This window comes from Nocardioides sp. Z38_18 (assembly GCF_058215695.1).
This window is the reverse complement of record NZ_JBZAJE010000001.1, coordinates 2,265,714-2,279,950: the sequence shown is the minus strand read 5'-3', so window position 1 is coordinate 2,279,950 and position 14,237 is coordinate 2,265,714. Positions and strand designations below refer to the sequence as shown.

15 protein-coding genes and 1 rRNA gene are annotated in these 14,237 nt (G+C 71.9%); 13 read left to right on the top strand and 3 right to left on the bottom strand.

Features of this window, described 5'->3' with window-relative positions:
• Positions 1–134 precede the first annotated feature (134 nt).
• The 9 genes from rrf (at position 135) to AC4BGC_RS11040 (ending at position 8,722) form a co-directional block, all read left to right on the top strand.
• Positions 135–251, top strand: a 5S ribosomal RNA gene (gene rrf, locus AC4BGC_RS11080).
• Positions 252–339: 88 nt separating this feature from the next.
• A complete protein-coding gene (locus tag AC4BGC_RS11075) occupies positions 340–1,188 on the top strand; it encodes a TlyA family RNA methyltransferase (RefSeq protein ID WP_490555697.1) in 849 nt (282 codons plus the stop codon).
• Entirely contained in the window at positions 1,185–2,144 is a 960-nt protein-coding gene (locus AC4BGC_RS11070; RefSeq protein ID WP_490548913.1) for an NAD kinase, read from the top strand. Before AC4BGC_RS11075 ends, AC4BGC_RS11070 begins: the two co-directional genes overlap by 4 nt.
• 28 nt (positions 2,145–2,172) lie before the next feature.
• The gene (gene recN, locus AC4BGC_RS11065; protein ID WP_490555696.1) at positions 2,173–3,909 is read left to right on the top strand and encodes a DNA repair protein RecN; all 1,737 of its coding nucleotides are present in this window, start codon (positions 2,173–2,175) and stop codon (positions 3,907–3,909) included.
• A 122-nt stretch (positions 3,910–4,031) separates the two neighbouring features.
• Entirely contained in the window at positions 4,032–5,777 is a 1,746-nt protein-coding gene (gene pyrG / locus AC4BGC_RS11060) for a CTP synthase (protein ID WP_490548917.1), read from the top strand.
• The gene (locus AC4BGC_RS11055) at positions 5,774–6,367 is read left to right on the top strand and encodes an NUDIX domain-containing protein (RefSeq protein WP_490555695.1); all 594 of its coding nucleotides are present in this window, start codon (positions 5,774–5,776) and stop codon (positions 6,365–6,367) included. The genes pyrG and AC4BGC_RS11055 overlap by 4 nt, the downstream gene beginning before the upstream one ends.
• Positions 6,368–6,469: 102 nt before the next feature.
• A complete protein-coding gene (locus tag AC4BGC_RS11050) occupies positions 6,470–7,090 on the top strand; it encodes a maleylpyruvate isomerase family mycothiol-dependent enzyme (RefSeq protein ID WP_490555693.1) in 621 nt (206 codons plus the stop codon).
• A gap of 57 nt (positions 7,091–7,147) precedes the next feature.
• Positions 7,148–7,705 (top strand): isochorismatase family protein, encoded by a 558-nt coding sequence (locus AC4BGC_RS11045; RefSeq protein WP_490555692.1) that lies wholly within the window; start codon positions 7,148–7,150, stop codon positions 7,703–7,705.
• 39 nt (positions 7,706–7,744) lie between these two features.
• Positions 7,745–8,722 carry a YihY/virulence factor BrkB family protein gene (locus AC4BGC_RS11040; RefSeq protein ID WP_490548925.1) on the top strand — a complete coding sequence of 326 codons (978 nt, stop codon included), beginning with the start codon at positions 7,745–7,747 and terminating at the stop codon, positions 8,720–8,722.
• Here AC4BGC_RS11040 and AC4BGC_RS11035 read toward each other — a convergent pair whose 3' ends face one another.
• Positions 8,723–9,292 (bottom strand): DUF2231 domain-containing protein, encoded by a 570-nt coding sequence (locus tag AC4BGC_RS11035; protein WP_490548927.1) that lies wholly within the window; start codon positions 9,290–9,292, stop codon positions 8,723–8,725. It abuts the gene before it with no gap.
• A 117-nt stretch (positions 9,293–9,409) separates the two neighbouring features.
• Here AC4BGC_RS11035 and AC4BGC_RS11030 point away from each other — a divergent pair, with 117 nt between their 5' ends.
• From AC4BGC_RS11030 to AC4BGC_RS11015, 4 genes are read left to right on the top strand one after another with little or no spacing between them, the layout of a single operon-like run.
• Positions 9,410–9,577, top strand: a complete 168-nt coding sequence (locus AC4BGC_RS11030; protein ID WP_490555691.1) for a hypothetical protein — start codon at positions 9,410–9,412, stop codon at positions 9,575–9,577.
• Positions 9,578–9,634: 57 nt separating this feature from the next.
• A complete protein-coding gene (locus AC4BGC_RS11025; protein ID WP_490555690.1) occupies positions 9,635–10,663 on the top strand; it encodes an LLM class flavin-dependent oxidoreductase in 1,029 nt (342 codons plus the stop codon).
• 27 nt (positions 10,664–10,690) lie between these two features.
• Entirely contained in the window at positions 10,691–11,617 is a 927-nt protein-coding gene (locus AC4BGC_RS11020; RefSeq protein ID WP_490555689.1) for an NAD-dependent epimerase/dehydratase family protein, read from the top strand.
• Positions 11,614–11,913, top strand: a complete 300-nt coding sequence (locus AC4BGC_RS11015; protein WP_490548932.1) for a hypothetical protein — start codon at positions 11,614–11,616, stop codon at positions 11,911–11,913. The genes AC4BGC_RS11020 and AC4BGC_RS11015 overlap by 4 nt, the downstream gene beginning before the upstream one ends.
• A 116-nt stretch (positions 11,914–12,029) precedes the next feature.
• Here AC4BGC_RS11015 and AC4BGC_RS11010 read toward each other — a convergent pair whose 3' ends face one another.
• Positions 12,030–13,310, bottom strand: a complete 1,281-nt coding sequence (locus AC4BGC_RS11010) for an MFS transporter (protein WP_490555688.1) — start codon at positions 13,308–13,310, stop codon at positions 12,030–12,032.
• A 43-nt stretch (positions 13,311–13,353) separates the two neighbouring features.
• Positions 13,354–14,118: an IclR family transcriptional regulator gene (locus AC4BGC_RS11005; protein ID WP_490555687.1), complete on the bottom strand. Its 765-nt coding sequence runs from the start codon at positions 14,116–14,118 to the stop codon at positions 13,354–13,356.
• Positions 14,119–14,237 lie beyond the last annotated feature (119 nt).

Below are 14,237 nucleotides of genomic sequence, written 5' to 3'. Positions count from 1 at the left end.
TACTAATAGGCCGAGGGCTTGTCCCTCAAAGATGTTGCGCGTCCACTGTGTGGTTCCCGAGTTACGGTCGGGAGCCTGAAATGATTCCTCACAAGGGGATCGATGGCTTTGTTTGATCGATAACTCCATAGAGTTTCGGCGGCCATAGCGAAAGGGAAATACCCGGCTCCATTCCGAACCCGGAAGTCAAGCCTTTCAGCGCCGATGGTACTGCAACCGGGAGGTTGTGGGAGAGTAGGACGTCGCCGGACATATTCTTTCTAAGGGCCGCCCCATCTGGGGCGGCCCTTAGTCATTTCCAAGCAAGATCCAGCAGTTCCTTTTCGGAGGAGAAGCTCCATGGCAGCTCGACCGGCTCGTCGCCTGCGGCTCGACGCGGAACTGGTCCGTCGTGGCCTGGCGCGGTCGCGCGAGCACGCCAGCGAGCTGATCACGTCCGGCCGGGTGAGCGTCAACAAGCTGGTCGCCACCAAGCCGGCGACCGCGATTACCACCGACGCCGACCTCGTCGTCCGTGAGGACCCCTCGAGCCCGGACTATGCCAGTCGCGGCGGCCACAAGCTCGCCGGTGCGCTGGAGGCGTTCGCGCCCCTGGGGCTCGAGGTGACCGGGCGGCGTGCCCTCGACGCGGGCGCCTCCACCGGCGGATTCACCGACGTGCTCCTGCGTGCGGGGGCGCGGGAGGTCGTCGCCGTCGACGTGGGCTACGGCCAGCTGGTGTGGGCCCTGCAGAAGGATCCTCGCGTCCGGGTGCACGACCGCACGAACATCCGTGAGATCGACACCGAGCTCATCGGTGGCCCGGTCGACCTCGTCGTGGGGGACCTGTCGTTCATCTCCCTGGCGCTGGTGCTGGAGCCGTTGATCGGGGTCACTGCCACGGACGGAGACCTCGTGCTGATGGTGAAGCCGCAGTTCGAGGTCGGCAAGGAGCGTCTGGGCAAGGGCGGCGTGGTCCGCGACCTCGACCACCGGGCCGAGGCCGTCTCCGCCATCGCTGACTCCGCCGCCCGGCTCGGCTGGGGGGCGCGGGCAGTCACGACCAGCCCGCTGCCCGGCCCGTCGGGGAACGTGGAGTTCTTCTTGTGGCTGCGTGCCGGTGATCCTGAGATCGGGAACGAGGAGGTGCGCGCGGAGGTGGCCCGTTCCGGGTCTTTGGGGGTGCCGGGTGAGAGGGTGAACCCGTGACCTCACCAAGCCAGGCAGCCGACCGGCGCATCCTCCTGCTGGCCCACACGGGTCGCGAGGACGCGCGCGACGTCGCCCGCGCGGTGGCCTCCGCGTTGTCGGCCAACGGACTGGTCGTGCGGATGCTCGAGGACGAGGCCAAGGAGCTGGAGCTCCCCGCGGGACACGGCGTGGAGATGGTCTCCCCGGACACCGATGCCTCCCGCGACTGCGAGCTCGCCGTGGTGATCGGGGGCGACGGCACCATCCTGCGTGCCGCCGAGCTCACCCGGGGGACGACGACCCCGCTGCTGGGCGTCAACCTCGGACACGTGGGCTTCCTGGCCGAGGCCGAGAGCGAGGACGTCGAGAAGATGATCTCGCTCATCGTGGAGCGGAAGTACTCCAGCGAGGAGCGGCTGACCCTCGACGTGTCCGTCTACCGCGACAAGGAGCTGATCGAGACCACCTGGGCCCTCAACGAGGCCAGCGTGGAGAAGGCGGCCCGGCAGCGGATGCTCGAGGTGGTGATCGAGGTCGACGGCCGCCCGGTGAGCCGGTTCGGCTGCGACGGAGTCGTGTGCGCCACGCCGACCGGGTCGACGGCGTACAACTTCAGCGCCGGCGGCCCCATCGTCTGGCCCGGCGTCGAGGCGCTCCTGATGGTCCCGATCAGCGCGCACGCGTTGTTCTCGCGCCCGATGGTGGTCGCGCCCTCCTCGGTGCTCGCGGTCGAGGTGCTGGCCCAGACCGAGGGCGCAGGCGTGCTCTGGTGCGACGGGCGGCGCACCGTCGACCTGCCGCCGGGCGCCCGGATCGAGGTACGCCGCGGCCGCTCACCCGTGCGCCTGGTGCGGCTGCACGAGGCGCCTTTCACCGACCGCCTGGTCGCCAAGTTCGGTCTGCCGGTCGAGGGCTGGCGCGGCGCCTCCGAGCGCCGCCGGCGCAGCACCCGGGCTCCCGGTGAGGACGCATGACCAAACTTCTGCGAGCGGACGAGGCCCGATGATCGAGGAGATCAGGATCGCCTCCCTGGGGGTGATCGAGGAGTCGCTGCTCGAGCTCGGCGAGGGGCTCACCGTGATCACCGGCGAGACCGGCGCCGGCAAGACGATGCTGGTGACCGCGCTCGGCCTGCTCCTCGGTGGACGCGCGGACACCGGTGCGGTCCGCACCGGCGCCCGCACCGCGAGGGTCGAAGGCGTGGTGACCTCCGGCCCCGGTCTGGAGGCGATTGCCGACGAGCACGGCGGCGAGGTCGAGGACGGCCGGCTGCTGCTGGCCCGACAGGTCTCCGCAGAGGGTCGCTCACGCGCCTTCCTGGGCGGCGTGTCCGTGCCCGCCTCGGCGCTCGCGAAGGTGGGGGACGCGCTGGTGGCGGTGCACGGCCAGTCCGACCAGCACCGGCTGCTGCGTCCGGAGGCCCAGCGAGCGGCCCTCGACTCGCACGCGGGCCCCGAGCTGGACGAGGTGCTCGTCCGCTACCGCGCCTCCTTCGAGCGGCTGCAGGCGGTCGAGTCAGAGCTGCGCGAGGTGCTCGGGTCGGCCCGCGAACGCGCTCGCGAGGCAGACGTGCTCCGGCTCGGGCTCGAGGAGATCGAGGCGGTCGACCCCCAGCCGGGTGAGGAGCAGTCGCTCGCGACCGAGGAGACCCGGCTCGGCTTCGCCGACACCCTGCGCACCGCGGCCGAGACCGCCCGGGAGGCACTGTCCTCGGACCGGGACGCCCCTGACGCTCTCGGGGCGCTGGCGGCGGCGCGCCGGTCGTTGGAGAGCGTGCGCGAGCACGACCCCGAGGTCGCCGGGCTCGCCGACCGGGTGGCCGAGGTCAGCTACCTGCTCGCGGACGTGGCGGCCGACGTGGCGGCGTACTCCACGCTGGTGGAGACCGACCCGGCACGGCTGGCGGCGGTCTCCGAGCGCAGGGCAGCCCTGACGGCCCTCACCCGCAAGTACGGCGAGACCGTCGAGGAGGTGCTCGAGTGGTCCCGGGTCTCGGCGCAGCGGCTGTTCAGTCTCGACGGCTCCGACGACCGCATCGCCGAGCTGCGCTCCGAGCGCAAGCAGCTGCGCGCCGTCCTGGCGAAGGAGGGCGCCACGCTCTCGCGGATGCGGGCCGACGCAGGGGAGCGGCTCTCGGCCGTGGTGACCGAGGAGCTGCACTCCCTCTCGATGCCGCACGCCCGGTTCGAGGTGCGCCTGCACCGTGTGCCCGACGAGACCGGACTGGAGCTCGACGGGGGACGGTGGCACTTCACCTCCACCGGCGTGGACGAGGTCGAGCTGCTCCTGGCCGCCAACACCGGGTCCGAGCCGCGGCCGCTGTCCAAGGGCGCATCCGGGGGCGAGCTCTCCCGGGTGATGCTCGCCATCGAGGTCGCCCTGGCCGACACCCGGCCCGTGCCTACCTTCGTCTTCGACGAGGTCGATGCCGGTGTCGGCGGCAAGGCGGCGGTGGAGATCGGCCGGCGGCTGGCCGCGTTGGCACGGTCGGCCCAGGTCCTCGTGGTGACCCACCTGCCCCAGGTGGCCGCGTTCGCCGACCACCACGTCGTCGTACGCAAGTCGAGTGACGGCACGGTGACCACCTCCGGCCTGGAGACCCTGGACGAGGGCGCCAGGGTGCAGGAGCTCTCCCGGATGCTCGCGGGGCTGGAGGAGTCCGACACCGCGATGGCGCACGCCCAGGAGCTGCTGCAGGTGGCGCAGTCCTCGCGGGGCCGGCCGACACGAAGTGGCTGAATCCGCCCCCGCGACGTACGTCGTCACCAATCGTTGGTAGGCTCGAATCCCGTGGAGGACAGCACATCGAGCATGCCTCCGGGCCCGTCAGCGGGCACCGTTCCAGTCCACGGGGAGCCCTCTTGGTAGCACCGCAGCAGACAAAGCACGTCTTCGTCACCGGAGGCGTCGCCTCGTCCCTGGGCAAGGGGCTGACCGCCTCCAGCCTGGGTCGACTGCTCCGCTCACGCGGCCTCCGCGTGACCATGCAGAAGCTGGACCCGTACCTGAACGTGGACCCGGGCACGATGAACCCGTTCCAGCACGGCGAGGTGTTCGTCACGAACGACGGCGCGGAGACCGACCTGGACATCGGTCACTACGAGCGGTTCCTGGACACCGACCTGAGCCAGATCGCGAACGTGACGACCGGGCAGGTCTACTCCTCGGTGATCGCCAAGGAGCGTCGCGGGGACTACCTCGGCGACACGGTGCAGGTCATCCCGCACATCACCAACGAGATCAAGGACCGCGTCCTGGCGATGGGCGGGCCCGAGATCGACGTGGTGATCACCGAGGTCGGCGGCACCGTCGGCGACATCGAGTCGCTGCCGTTCCTCGAGGCCGCGCGCCAGGTCCGTCACGAGATCGGCCGTGACAACGTCTTCTTCCTGCACGTCTCGCTGGTGCCGTGGATCGGCCCGTCCGGCGAGCTCAAGACCAAGCCGACCCAGCACTCCGTCGCCGCACTGCGCTCCATCGGTATCCAGCCCGACGCGGTCGTGTGCCGCGCCGACCGGGAGCTCCCGGCCTCGGTCAAGCGCAAGATCTCGCTGATGTGCGACGTCGACGAGGAGGCAGTGGTCACCGCGCCCGACGCGCCCTCGATCTACGACATCCCCAAGGTGCTGCACCGCCAGGGCCTCGACGCCTACCTCGTACGACGGCTGAACCTGCCGTTCCGCGACGTGGACTGGACCGTCTGGGACGACCTGCTGCAGCGGGTGCACCACCCCAACGAGGAGGTCACTGTCGCGCTGGTCGGCAAGTACATCGACCTCCCCGACGCCTACCTCTCGGTGATCGAGGCGCTGCGTGCTGGCGGTTTCGCCCACGAGGCGCGCGTGAAGATCGAGTGGGTGCCCTCCGACGAGTGCGCGACTCCCGAGGGCGCCAAGCGACGCCTCGGTGACGTCGACGCAATCTGCGTGCCCGGAGGCTTCGGGATCCGCGGCATCGAGGGCAAGCTCGGCGCCCTGACCTACGCCCGCACCAACAAGATCCCCACGCTGGGGCTGTGCCTGGGCCTGCAGTGCATGGTGATCGAGTTCGCCCGCACCCAGGCCGGACTGGAGAAGGCGGCCTCCACGGAGTTCGACCCCGACACGGCGGAGCCGGTGATCGCCACGATGGCCGAGCAGAAGGCCTTCGTCGAGGGGGCCGGCGACCTGGGCGGGACGATGCGCCTGGGCCTCTACCCGGCCGACCTCAAGGAGGGCTCGGTCGTGCGTGCGGCGTACGGCCAGGCGAAGGTCGAGGAGCGGCACCGCCACCGCTACGAGGTCAACAACGCCTACCGCGACCAGCTCGAGCAGGCCGGGCTGGTGTTCTCGGGGACCTCCCCGGACAACAACCTGGTGGAGTTCGTGGAGCTGCCCGACGAGGTGCACCCCTACTACGTCTCGACCCAGGCCCACCCGGAGCTGCGCTCGCGCCCGACCCGGGCGCACCCGCTCTTCTCCGGGCTGATCGGGGCCGCGATCCAGCGCCAGCGCGAGCTGCTCATCCCGATCGACGAGAGCGCGCTGCGACGCCGCTGGGTCGCCGACGGCGCGGAGGATGCTCTTGCCGGCGACCCTGGACTGGATTCGGAGCTCGATCGGGCGTGAGCGAGTCCCCGCTGGCGGACGCCCCGCGCACCTGGCCGGTCGTCGAGAGTCGAGACATCCACCGGGACGACTGGGTGGTGGCGATGCGCGAGGACGTCGTCCAGCGCCCCGACCATCCCGAGGAGACCTTCGGCAGGCTCGTGGTCGAGCACCCCGGCGCAGTGGTGGTGCTGGCGCTCGACGACGAGGAGCGGGTGTGCTGCATCAAGCAGTACCGCCACTCCGGCCAGGCGGTGTTCATCGAGCTGCCCGCCGGCATCTGCGACGCACAGGGGGAGGACCCCCAGGTCACGGCCGCCCGTGAGCTCCAGGAGGAGGTCGAGCTCCAGGCCGAGGACTGGCGCCACCTGCTCACGCTGTTCCCCTCGGCAGGGATCACCAACGAGCTGCACCACATCTACCTCGCCCGGGGGCTGAGCTACTCCGACCGCGGTGACTTCGCGATGCACGCCGAGGAGGCCGAGCTGGAGAAGCTCTGGGTGCCCTTCGAGGAACTGCTCGAGGCGGTGCTCGACAGCCGCGTCCGCCAAGGTCCGCTGGCGGCGGCCGTGCTGGCCTACGAGGTGCTGCGCACCCGGGGCCGGCTCTGAGCCTGCCCCAGTGGCAGTCCCCCCGAGAACAGCTCCGATGAGTCGGCGCCCTGTCGCTGGTCCACCTAGTCGCGGAGGGGCTGTGACGAGCGAAGGAGCGAGATGAGCGACGTCTGGCCGATGGTGCACGCGGAGCGGGCCGCGCTGATCCGCGACCTCGAAGGGCTCGATGACCAGCAGTGGGCGCAGCAGTCGCTGTGCAACGACTGGACCGTCCACGACGTCGCCGCCCACCTGCTGAACACCGCCAGGACCACCCGCACCGGCTTCGTGCTCGGGCTGGCCCGGGCACGCCTCGACTTCGACCTGCTCAACGCCCGCGGGGTGGAGCACAGCCGTGGGGCCACGCCCCAGCAGACCCTGGAGCAGCTTCGCCAGGTGGTCTCGCGGACCTCGACCCCGCCGGCCCCGATCGAGAGCCGTCTCGTCGAGGAGGTCGTGCACGGTGAGGACATCCGGCGGCCCCTGGGGCTCTCCCGGCAGTACCCGGAGGAGGCCGTGGTCAGGGCGCTGAGCCTCCAGGCGCGCACTCCGGCGTCCTTCGGAGGCGCCAAGGAGCTGCTGGAGGGCGTCCGGCTGGTCGCGACGGACGCCGACCTCTCCGTGGGTGATGGAGCCGAGGTCCGGGGCAGCACGCTGGCGCTGCTGCTGGCCGTCACCGGGCGACGGATGGCGCTGGAGGACCTCGACGGGCCGGGACTTCCTGCGCTGTCGGACCAGTGAGGTTGCGGCGCGCGGCGGCGCACGGCGGCGACGGGGTCGCTGACGTAGCGTGGGCCCATGCCCGTCAGCACGCTGGGGAACCGGCCGCACACTGCGCTGGTGGTCATCGACGTGCAGGTCGACGTGGTCGCCCGCGCGCACGACCGCGACCAGGTGGTCGCCAACATCGCCACCCTGGTTGAGGCGGCCCGGAAGTCAGACCGGCTGGTGGTGTGGGTCGCGGACCACGAGTCCCTGCCGATCGGCAGCGACGGCTGGAACTACGTGCCCGAGCTGCTCCGCCAGGAGACCGAGCCCCTGGTGCACAAGCTCTACCGGGACGCGTTCGAGGACACCGAGCTCGAGTCGGTGCTCGCCGAGCGCGGTGTCGGGCGGCTTGTCGTCGCGGGTGCGCAGACCGAGGAGTGCGTCAGGTCGACGCTGCACGGGGCGGTGGTGCGCGGCTACGACACGATCCTGGTCTCCGACGCCCACACGACCGAGGACCTCTCGGCGTACGGCGGACCCACCGCCGCCCAGGTGATCGCGCACACCAACCTTTCCTGGAGCCGGCACCGGGCACCGGGCCGCACCGTGGGAACCGTGACCACCGCCGAGGTCGACTTCGGTGCCTGATCCCGTCCTCGGCCCTGTGGTCCACGCCGGGCGGGTGCGATGAGCGTCGCTTCTCGGCTCGACCGGTTGCAGCGCCGGCGCCCGTGGATGGGCCTGCCGATCGCGGTGGTCTACAAGTACTTCGACGACGCGGGCGCCTACCTCGCGGCGCTGGTCGCCTACTACGCCTTCGTCTCGCTGTTTCCCCTGCTGCTGATCTTCACCGCGGTGCTGGGGCTGGTCCTGGCGGGGGAGCCGGGGTGGCAGCGCGAGATCGAGGCCTCCGCCCTGCGCCAGTTCCCGGTGATCGGGGACGAGCTGGGACGGCCTGACGAGATCGGCGGGGGTACCCTCGGTCTCGTCATCGGGGGCCTCACGGCCCTCTACGGCGGGCTCGGGGTCGCGCAGGCAGTGCAGTACGCGATGAACACCGCCTGGGCGGTGCCGCGGAACAAGCGGCCCGACCCGTTCAAGGGCCGGGTCCGCGGGCTGGCCATCCTGACCACGCTGGGGCTCTCCGTGGTGGGCACCACCGCGCTGTCGGTGATCGGGGCCAGCGCCTTCGGGGACGACGCCGTGCTGCGTCGCATCGGGCTGGCCGTGGGCGCTGTGGTCCTGAACACCGCGGTCTTCGGTTTCGTGTTCCGTCTCGGCACCGCTCGGGCGCTCTCGTTCCGCGACGTCGCGCCGGGGGCGGCGATCGCGGCCGTGGCCTGGCAGCTGCTGCAGACCTTCGGGGTCACCTACGTAACCCACGTCATCAAGAACGCCAGCACGAGCAACGGCGTCTTCGCGATCGTGCTGGGCCTGCTCGCCTTCCTCTACCTGACGGCGGTGATCTTCACGCTGTGCGTCGAGCTCAACGTCGTACGGACCGACCGGCTGTACCCGCGCGCCCTGCTCACGCCCTTCACCGATGCCGTGGAGCTGACCCCTGGTGACGAGCGTGCCTATCGGCGCCAGGCCGAGGCGCAGCGTGCCAAGGGCTTCGAGGAGATCGACGTGAGGTTCGAACCCGACGAGGACAAGCGCTCCTGATCACGCGCCGCGGGGCGCCACCGCGAACGCGGGGTGGCGGCTGCCCACGCCTCGTGCCTGGGCCAGGTGGCCGCCGAGGAAGGCGCCCACGCCCGAGACCGCGGCGCCCGCGAGCCCGAGGCGCACTCCTGTGGCCTGGCCGCCCCGGCGGCGGGCGAGGTACGACGAGGCGTAGAGGCCGATCGCGACCCCGTTGGTGACCGCGTGCACCAGGCCCACCCGCTTGTCGCGGGGCTCGGCGTCGCTCCACTCGGCCCAGCCCGTCCACGCGGTCGGCGCGGCGGCGAGGAGCCCGAGCCCGACCAGTCGGCGCGCAGACGGCGAGGAGCCGGGCCCGCCGACCAGGTCGAGCACGTTGGCCGAGGTCCAGCTCCCGATGACGAAGTCGGTCAGCACGGGGTGGAGCGCGTGACCCAGCCAGTCACCGCGCAGGAGGGCCCCACGTCCGCCGCTGCCGAAAGCCCTGCGGATGTGCGGGTCCAGTGCCTGCACCGGACGGTCCAGGGCGGGGGTGTCCTCGAGGCGCAGGATCCCGCGCACCAGGACGGGAGGCGCTGGCATGTGTCTCATGGGGGGTCTCCTCGGTCTCGGCGTGCCCAGGAGGAGCCCGTTCCCTCGCCGGACACCGGCAAACGGCTGTGACCGGCAGCGTACGGCGGACCTCGCCGAGGTGGGTAGCGTCGACCCATGAGCGAGAACACGATGGAGCCCGACGAGAACGAGCAGCCCCAGGCAGGGATCCCTGCTGCGTCACCTGACCCGGCCGAGGACCAGGAGACGCCGCAGGAGACGCCGGAGCGCGCCGACGACGAGACCGCCCCCGGCTCCCTGGGCGGCGACAACGGCGGCGGCTGACCCGGGTCGCGACCCTGCCGCTGCGGTGCTCTTGTGCGTGGGTGGTTGACTCCGCACATGCACCTAGGCGTCGACAGCTTCGTCTCGACCGTGACCGACCCGGCGACCGGACACGTGGTGGGTCCGGCCGAGCGGATGGAGCATCTCCTCGAGGAGATCACCCTGGCCGACCGGGTGGGGCTGTACTCCTTCGGGATCGGCGAGCACCACCGCAGCGAGTACTTCGACTCCGCACCCTCGATCATCCTGGCCGCGGCCGCGGCCCGCACCGAGCGGATCCGGCTCGGCAGCGCGGTGAAGGTGCTCAGCGCGGACGACCCGGTGCGGGTCTTCCAGCAGTTCGCCACCCTGGACCTCATCGCCAAGGGCCGGGTTGACCTGGTGGTGGGCCGGGGGTCCTTCACCGAGGCCTTCCCGCTCTTCGGGCTCGACCTCGCCGACTACGACTCGCTGTTCACCGAGAAGCTGGAGCTGCTCCTGCGGATCCGCGACGAGGCCGAGGTCACCTGGTCCGGGAGGCACCGGCCGCCGATGGTCCGGCAGAGCGTCTACCCGCGTCCGCTCCAGGACCCGCTGCCCATCTGGGTCGGCGTCGGTGGGACCCCGGAGTCGTTCGCGCGCGCCGGGCTGCTCGGCCTGCCGCTGATGGTCGCGATCATCGGGGGCGAGCCTCGCCAGTTCGCGCCGCTCGTCGACCTCTACCGCCGCGCGGGCGCCCAGGCCGGCCACGCTCCGGAGAAGCTCAAGGTGGGCCTGCACGTGTTCGGCTTCGTCGCCGGCAGTACCGAGGAGGCCGCGGACACGATCTACCCGGGCTGGGAGGAGATGTTCACCAAGGTCTCGCGCGAACGCGGCTTCCCGAGGCCGACCCGCCAGCAGTTCGACGCGACGTCGGGGCCCAACGGTGCGTTCTTCATGGGGGACCCCCCGACCGTCGCGGACAAGATCCGCCGGGTCTCCGAGCAGCTCGGCGGCGTGGACCGGCTGTCCCTGCAGATGACCAACCCCAAGTTGTCCCACGCCGACCTCCTGCGCGGCATCGAGCTGCTCGGTACCGAGGTCGCCCCCATGGTGGCCGACGCCTGAGCGACGGCGCGTGCCAAGGTGGGTGCCATGAGCGAAGCGAACCCAGTTGTCGTCACCGGCGCGAACGGACTCGTCGGATCCCGGATCTGCGCGGTGCTGGCCGAGCGTGGCGTGCCCGTGCGCGCCGTCGTACGCCGCCCGGGCACCAGCCCCGAGCTGCCCGGGGTCGAGGAGCACGTGGGCGAGTTCGGTGACCCCGACTTCGCGGCCTCCGTGGTCGCGGGTGCGGGTGGCGTGGTCACGACCGTGCACCCGATGGGCTCGGACCGCGAGACCCAGCACCGGACGGCTGTCGAGGGCACTCCGGTGATCGCGCGTGCTGCACGAGACGCGGGCGCGCAGTGGCTGGTGCACATCTCGACTGCGGCCGTCTACGACCGCTCGCCCGAGGCCGGTGACGTCGATGAGTCCTCGCGGCTCGTCGACGAGAACGCCAACGACTACGGCGCGACCAAGCGCGACACCGACGCCGCGCTGGCGGACGTCGACGGGATCACCCGTGTGCTGGTGCGCCCTCCGGCGATCCTGGGCGCGGGGGAGACCTCGGTGTGGAACACGCTGCGGCCGGCCGACATCCGTGACGACGAGGGCGCCCGGCACGCCCTGCCGGACCAGACGTTCCCGTGGGTGCACCTCGACGACCTCGCCGTCCTCGTGGCCGACCTGGCCACGGGCCGGATCCCCACCTCCGAGGACCCCGAGCAGGGACCGGTCGCGGGTGGGTGCACCCCGGTCAACGTGGCCGGGGGACCGGCGACGCTCCGCGACTACTACACCACCGTGACCAGCGCGGTCGGTGTCGAGCCCGTCTGGGACGACGGCCCGGCGTGGACCGGGAAGTACCTCGTCGACCGCGCCCACAGGTGGGGCTGGACCCCGGCTGTGAACCTCGAGCAGGCGTTGGTCGAGCTCCGCTCCGGCCTGGTCGGCGCCGCCGGCCAGGGTGCCAGGTGACCGCGAGCAGGTCGGCCCGGGAACGCAAGGCCGCCGCCGAGGCGGGACCACTGGCGCGGGTCCGGATCGAGGTCGACGCCCAGGAGCGCTTCGTCTACAAGATCAGCTGCACGCAGTGCCGCGTCCGTGACGACGCCCCCTGGTCGGCGTACCGGCCCGGCGACGACAACGGCTTCATGGCGGCGATGGACCGCTGGATCTTCCACCTGCGCGAGAAGCACCCCGACGCCGAGGCACCCTGCCTGGCCTACCTGCCCGAGGCGGAGCAGCGGCTGCACGAGCGCCGCCAGCAGTAGGCGGGACCCGCTCAGGAGTGCTGGGCGGGGTAGTCCGAGACGTAACCGTCGTCGGATGTCCGAATTGACGACGGTTACGTCTCGGACTATCCGGCTGCGGGCGCGGCGGAACCCGCTCAGGGGTGCTGGCGCACCGTCACGTCGGCACGGTCCGCGAGCCCCTGGGGTGTCCGGTCGGGTGTGCCCTTGGGTCGCCACGCCGCGAGGGGTACGGCGAGCAGCAGGATCACCGCCGTGCAGGCGAACGCGACCGGGAACGAGGCGCCCGCGGCGAGCACGCCGACCAGCACGGCCCCCAGGCCGGTCCCGGTGTCGAAGCCCACGTTCCACATGGCGCTGGCCACGCCGTACTCGTGGCGGCGTACCGACTCGAACGAGACCAGCAGGGTGAGGTTCTGCAGGGCGCCGTAGCTCACGCCCAGCAGGGCCATCGCGCCCACCAGCAGCGCGCCCGCCGCGACGCCGGCACCGAGATGGACCGCCCAGGCGGCGACGCCCATCGACGCGGCGGCCAGCAGCACGAGCGGCCACATGAACGGCTGCGGTCCGTGCCGGTCCGCGAGCCCGCCCACGGCCCACCGGGCGGCGGCGGTGGTGGCGGTGAGCATGAACAACCCGGCCGCGGTGACCCAGGCGAGCTCGGTCACCTGGGGCAGGAACGTGAGCAGCGCGCCGCCGGCCAGGGTGACCACCAGCAGCAACGCCATCGGGCGCAGCAGCACCAGGTAGGTGTGGCCCCGGCGCCGGGCCGGCTCGCCGGGCGGCGGCTCCGCTGCCGGCTCCTCGGCTCCCCGGCTGTCCGCCGCCTGCTTCAGCCGCCGTGCCAGCGCCAGTGCGGGAGCACAGGCCAGCAGCGGCAGGGCGCCCGCCAGGAACACCACCCAGAAGCCGATCTCGGTGGCCACCCACGGCCCGAGCGGGAGCAGGACCAGCTGGGGGACTGCGATCGCGAGGCCGTAGGCGCCGATGGCGGCACCACGCTGGGGCGGTGCGACCAGCTCGGCGACGGCGGTGCTGCCGGTGACGGTGAGGATCCCGAAACCGAGCCCGCGCACGGCCGAGAGGGCCAGCGTCGGGGCGAGCGCGTCGGTGAGCAGGTGCAGCAGCGAGGGGAGACCCAGCAGCAGCAGGCCCAGGACCATCACCGGACCGACGCCGACCCGGCGCAGCGCCCCCGGGACGAACGGCTGGGTGAGCACCGTGAAGCCGAGGAGCACGCCGTTGACCGCTCCGGCGCCCGGGGAGCCGGCGCCACCGTGCACGGCCCACATGGGTGCGACCGCCAGCAGCGCCGCGTATCCGCAGAACCCGATCGTGGACATCGCCAGCAGCGCGGGCATCCCCGGCGTACGCCAGACCGATCCCCGCGCCGGCTCCGTCGTGCTCGTGCGCCCCACGAGGCGCATCGTGACACACGACGTCGGGCCGGTCCGCGGGCGGTCAGGCGATGACGGGTGTCCCTCCGACGCGCCGGCTGACGGTGGCCGCGGTGGCGGTGACCGCCGCCACGACCTCGTCCAGGTCGAGCTCCTCACGGGTGTCGTAGGTCGTGGCGATCCCGCCGATCGGGATGCCGTTGTGGTCCAGCACCGCCGCCGCGACCGAGGAGAACCCGGGCGTCACCTCGCCGTCCTCGGTCGCGTAGCCGCGCTGCCTGGTCTCGCTGAGCACGCGGCGCAGCGCGCTCAGGGAGCGCGGTCCGAGGCCGTGCCGGTCCACGAACGCGCTCCTGTCGGGGTAGAGCGCTCGGACCTGGGTCGCCGGGAGCGCGGCCAGGATCGCTCGTCCGCTGGCGGTCAGGTGCGCAGGAAGTCGTACGCCGACATCGGTGACCAGCGGCGCCCGCCCGGGGGCACGCTGCTCGACCACGTAGAGGACGTCGCGACCGTGCGGCACCGCCAGGTGTGCCGACTGGCCGATCCGGTCCACGAGCGTGGCCAGCGGGCGGTGCGCGATCCGCTGCAGCGGCGCCTGCCGGGTGTAGCCGGTGCCGACCTCGAACGCGGCCACTCCGAGGCAGTAGCGCTGCTCCTCGGCGATGTGGGTGACGAAGCCCTGCTCGATCATCGCCTTCACCAGGTGGTAGGCCGTCGAGCGCGGCAGGTCGACCGCGGCGGCGAGTCTTTCCAGCGGCACGGGGTCGGGCTGCGAGGCCAGGAAGCGCAGCACCATCAGCGTCCTGGTCGCTGCCGGAACCTGAGCCATGCCCCAGAACCTAGTCGCACCGCGGAGGCGGGCGATCGCCGGTGTGCTCCCAGCGGAGTCTCAGATACGAGACAGCACCACTGCCGGATTGGCGTCAGCGGGCCTCCGCGGGGCCTTGG

Bases quoted from the DNA above. Each gene is read 5' to 3' on its own strand.
- AC4BGC_RS11025 (WP_490555690.1), top strand. From the start codon at position 9,635: ATGCACCTAGGCGTCGACAGCTTCGTCTCGACCGTGACCGACCCGGCG.
- AC4BGC_RS11005 (WP_490555687.1), bottom strand. From the start codon at position 14,118: ATGGCTCAGGTTCCGGCAGCGACCAGGACGCTGATGGTGCTGCGCTTC.
- AC4BGC_RS11035 (WP_490548927.1), bottom strand. From the start codon at position 9,292: ATGAGACACATGCCAGCGCCTCCCGTCCTGGTGCGCGGGATCCTGCGC.
- AC4BGC_RS11020 (WP_490555689.1), top strand. From the start codon at position 10,691: ATGAGCGAAGCGAACCCAGTTGTCGTCACCGGCGCGAACGGACTCGTC.
- AC4BGC_RS11050 (WP_490555693.1), top strand. From the start codon at position 6,470: ATGAGCGACGTCTGGCCGATGGTGCACGCGGAGCGGGCCGCGCTGATC.
- recN (WP_490555696.1), top strand. From the start codon at position 2,173: ATGATCGAGGAGATCAGGATCGCCTCCCTGGGGGTGATCGAGGAGTCG.
- AC4BGC_RS11040 (WP_490548925.1), top strand. From the start codon at position 7,745: ATGAGCGTCGCTTCTCGGCTCGACCGGTTGCAGCGCCGGCGCCCGTGG.
- AC4BGC_RS11045 (WP_490555692.1), top strand. From the start codon at position 7,148: ATGCCCGTCAGCACGCTGGGGAACCGGCCGCACACTGCGCTGGTGGTC.
- AC4BGC_RS11030 (WP_490555691.1), top strand. From the start codon at position 9,410: ATGAGCGAGAACACGATGGAGCCCGACGAGAACGAGCAGCCCCAGGCA.
- AC4BGC_RS11075 (WP_490555697.1), top strand. From the start codon at position 340: ATGGCAGCTCGACCGGCTCGTCGCCTGCGGCTCGACGCGGAACTGGTC.